The following is a 3,976-nucleotide window of genomic DNA, read 5'->3' on the forward strand; positions in this document are numbered from 1 at the left end:
AGCTGGGCAACATCCCCGACGGCGGCGGCCACAAAGTGCACGGACGCCGGGCCGGAGGGCGCAACAGCTCCGCCCACCGCGCCTCCCAATGGGTCCTCCCACCTGATCGGGGGTAACCGAACAGAGTCGACCGCTTCCACAGCGTGAGAGGAACGCTATGGGGACTGTGACGAGTCCAACACGGATCGTGGCGTCACAACATCGTCGCGATCAATCCCAGTTGACAGCCCGGCCGGGTTCTCGCCGGCCCGGTGTGGGTGCGCCCGGACGCGGGTCCGGTGCGGCGGCCCGAAACCCGCCGCAGTGCGGGCGCGCCGGGACGCGGGTCCGGCCGGGTTCTCGCCGCAGTGCGGGCGCGCCGGGACGCGGGTCCGGTGCGGCGGTCAGGAACGCCGCTCCGACGCGGGGCCTGGAACGCGGGTCGAGCGCGGGCGGCCGGAGCGCGGGTTCGGGTCAGGCGAGGGAGAACGCGATGCCGTCGAGGATGTCGTGCTCGCTCGCGACGAGCTCGGTGATGCCCTGCGACTCCAGGTGCTCGGCCAGCGTGCGGACGATCAGCGCTCCGCCGCAGATCACGTCCACCCGGCCGGGGTGCATGGGCCCCAGCGCGGCGCGCTCGTCGTGCGACATCGTGAGCAGCTTCGCGGTGGTCTCGCGGATCTGGTCGGTGGTGAGCCGGGCCAGGTGGATCTCCTGCGGGTCGTAGCGCGGCATGTCGCGGGCGAGCGCGACGAGCGTCGTGACCGTGCCGGCGACGCCGATCCACGTGGTCGCGCGGCCCGTCGGCACCGCGGCGAACGCCTCCGCCAGGACGTCCCTCGTCACCCGGACCGCGTCCTCGACCTCGGCCTCGGTGGGCGGGTCGGAGCGCAGGCACCGCTCGGTGAGGCGCACGCAGCCGATGTCGACGGACCGGGCGGCCTCCACGTCGCCGCGCACGCCGTCCCACGTGCCGAGGACCAGTTCGGTGGACCCGCCACCGATGTCGGCGACCAGGAACGGCCCTTCGTCACCGTCCAGGTCGGACACCGCGCCGGTGAACGACAGGCGCGCCTCCTCGTCGCCCGTGATCACCTCAGCGTCCACGCCGAGGACGGTGCGGGCCATGTCGAAGAAGGCGTCCTTGTTGGCGGCGTCCCGCGTGGCGGAGGTGGCCACCATCCGCACCCACTCGGTTCCCTTGCGCCGCAACACGGTCGTGTAGTCGAGGAGGGCGGCGCGGGTGCGGGCGATCGCGTCGGGGTGCAGCTCGCCGGTCGCGTCGACGCCCTGTCCCAACCGGACGACCCGCATCTCCCGGTGCACGTCCCGCAACGACCGCTCGCCACCGTCCGAAGTGGTCACGTCGGCGACCAGCAGGCGGATCGAGTTGGTCCCGCAGTCGATCGCGGCCACGCGTGCCATGCCCGGGTTCCTTCCCTGCCGGTGGGTGCTGCCAGCAGACTAGCCGCCACGGGCGGTGGGGCGGACTAGACCGGCTTCATGCTGGTCGTCGTCGAGGACGACGAGTGCCCCGACACCGTGCCGCTGGAACCGGACGTGCTGCCGGACGTGCTGCCCGACGTCCCCGAGGTGCCCGACGTGCTGCGGGAGGTGCCGGATGTGCTGCCCGGCGCGCTCCCGGGCGCGGTGTCCTGCGTGGTGGTCGGAGCGACCGTCGTCGTCGTGGTCGTGGTGGTCGTCGTGGTGCAGCCCGGCGGAAGCGGCGCAGTCGACGTCGGCGTGGTCGTGCTGGTGCTGGTGGGCGTCGTGGTCGTCGGCTCCGTGGGGCACGACGGGTCGGTCGGGCTGGTCGTCGTCGTGCCGCTCGTCGGGCTCGGCCGCAACGTCACCGAGATGCCGGTCCGGCTCGGCGACGACGTCGTGCCCGGCCTCGACGGCTCGGTCGCCGGCGGGTTCGTGGAGCCCGGCGGGTTCGTGCTGCCGGGCGGGGTGTTGCCGGCGGGCGGCGCGGTGTTGTTCGGCTGGGTGCCGGGGCTCGGGTTCGAGAAGAAGTCGTCGTCCGAGCCGACCATCTCCGGCAGCGTGTCGACACCGCTCGCGTACACGTCCGCCCAGTACAGGACGGTCCGCACGTACTCCTCGGAGTGGTTGTACCGGAACACCGAACGCGCGCGCTGCTGCGGGTCGCTGACGTCCGCGTTGTACGCGCACAGGTAGTTGCCCGCGCCGATGGTGGCGTCGTAGATGTTGTTCGGGTCGCGCTTGCCGTCGCCGTTCCCGTCGGCCTCGTAACCGGCCCACGTGGACGGGATGAACTGCATCGGGCCCACGGCCCGGTCCCACGTGGTGTCGCCGTCGAACCGGCCGCCGTCCGTGTCGCGGATGGCCGCCATGCCGGGGCCGCCGTTGAGCACCGGGCCCAGGATCGGGTTGACCGTCGTGCCGTCCTCGGACACCCGGCCGCCGCGCGCGTGCCCGGACTCGATCCGCCCGATGCTCGCCAGCAGCGGCCAGTCGAGGCGGCAGCCGGGCGTGGTCTGCGCCAGCCGGTCCGCCGCGCGCATGTACGCGTCCAGCACCACGCCGGGGATGCCGTGCCTGCCCTCGCGCAGGTAACCGCCGTCCAGCGGCGGCAGCTCGTCCTCGAACCCGGACGGGTCGTCGGCGTCGGCCAGCAGGTCCGCGCTCAGCTCGTCCATCTCGGGCAGCCGGCCCGTGGCGCCGAGCTTGCCGCGGTCCAGGTCGAGCGTGCCGAGCACGTCACCGGGGCCGGGCGGGACGGCCTCCACCCCGGACGAGTCGGCCAGGTTGACCCAGTCGACGGGCGTCGCGCCGTGCAGCAGCGCGGGAACCAGCGCCGCCGCCGTCGCGGTCGCGGCGAAGCCCCACTGCCTGGGCGTCATCACGCCCGGCTGGGCTGTCGCCCGCTTCCGCCCACGTCGCTTCGACCTCGGCACGCCACGATCTCCCCATCAGTCGCCACCCGGTCCGCGACCCAGCCTGCCTGATCCGAACGGCGGTGTCACGGTCGTGCGCCGGCTCACCGGCGAAATGCCCTAAGAACTGCCCGTACGTTCAGTTTTTCACGGTTGACGCGCAGTCGCCGCTGGGCCACCACTGCGCCAGCAGGTCGAGGGCCTCGTCGCCGAACGGGTTCACGCCCCGGCCCGCGGCCAGCGAGTGGGCCACGTGGACGTGCAGGCACTTGACGCGACCCGGCATCCCGCCCGCCGTCACGGTCGTGCCGAGCGGCTCGATCGCGTCCCGTTCGGCCAGGTACGCCTCGTGCGCTCGACGGTAGCGCTCCGCCAGGTCCTCGTCGACCGCCAGCCGGTCGGTCATCTCCTTCATCAGCCCGGCCCCTTCGAGCCTGCTGACGTACGAGTTCAGCCGCGAGCAGGTCAGGTAGTACAGCGTGGGGAACGGCGTGCCGTCCTCCAGCCTGGGGCTGGTCTGCACGACCGCCGGGTGCCCGCTCGGGCACCGCGCGGCGACCGCCCGCATGCCTCGGGGCGCGCGCCCCAGCTGGGCCGCGACCGCCGCCCGGTCCTCGTCGCTCACCGTCATCGTGCCGCCGCCGAATCCCACAACTGCTCGTACCACGCCTTGTCCTCGGCCGGCTTGGTCGCCGGTCGCTGCTCTTCCAGTTCGCGCTCCGCGTCGCCGGGGAGCTGCACGATGTAGGGCGTCTCGCCGGGCCGCACGTAGTGCAGCCGGCGTCGTGCCTCGGCCTCGACGTGCGCGGGATCGGCCAGTTCCTGCTTGCGCCGCTCCAGCTCGGCGACCTCGGCCCGCAGGGTCTCGTGCGAGGCGGTGACGTCGCGCAGCTCCTCGCGCTGGGCCAGGTAGGTCCGCAGCGGCACGGCGATGCTCAACGCCAGCGCGCACACCACCATCGCGAGCAGCGCGGCCCGGCGCGTGCCCGTCATGCCGAACGCGCCGCCGGTGCCCGCCCCTGCCCTGGTCCGGGCCTTGGACTGCGGCTTGCGCGCCGCCGGACGGGTGCGCGGCGGCACGGCGGCCCTGCGCGACT

General features: G+C 73.6%; 4 protein-coding genes. All 4 read right to left on the reverse strand.

The features are described from left to right. Nucleotides 1–453 precede the first annotated feature (453 nt). On the reverse strand, nucleotides 454–1,404 hold the full coding sequence (locus ACFQ3T_RS34945; RefSeq protein WP_380730144.1) for a Ppx/GppA phosphatase family protein: 951 nt from the start codon (nucleotides 1,402–1,404) through the stop codon (nucleotides 454–456). Nucleotides 1,405–1,469: 65 nt separating this feature from the next. Beyond that, entirely contained in the window at nucleotides 1,470–2,846 is a 1,377-nt protein-coding gene (locus ACFQ3T_RS34950) for a lytic murein transglycosylase (RefSeq protein ID WP_380730146.1), read from the reverse strand. Between the two features lie 172 nt (nucleotides 2,847–3,018). Further along, nucleotides 3,019–3,510 (reverse strand): DUF501 domain-containing protein, encoded by a 492-nt coding sequence (locus ACFQ3T_RS34955; RefSeq protein WP_380730150.1) that lies wholly within the window; start codon nucleotides 3,508–3,510, stop codon nucleotides 3,019–3,021. After that, a partial coding sequence (locus ACFQ3T_RS34960) for an FtsB family cell division protein (protein ID WP_380730148.1) occupies nucleotides 3,507–3,976 on the reverse strand: 470 nt, incomplete at its 5' end. The genes ACFQ3T_RS34955 and ACFQ3T_RS34960, both read right to left, overlap by 4 nt.

Source organism: Saccharothrix hoggarensis, from assembly GCF_042678885.1.
Classification (GTDB): domain Bacteria; phylum Actinomycetota; class Actinomycetes; order Mycobacteriales; family Pseudonocardiaceae; genus Actinosynnema; species Actinosynnema hoggarensis.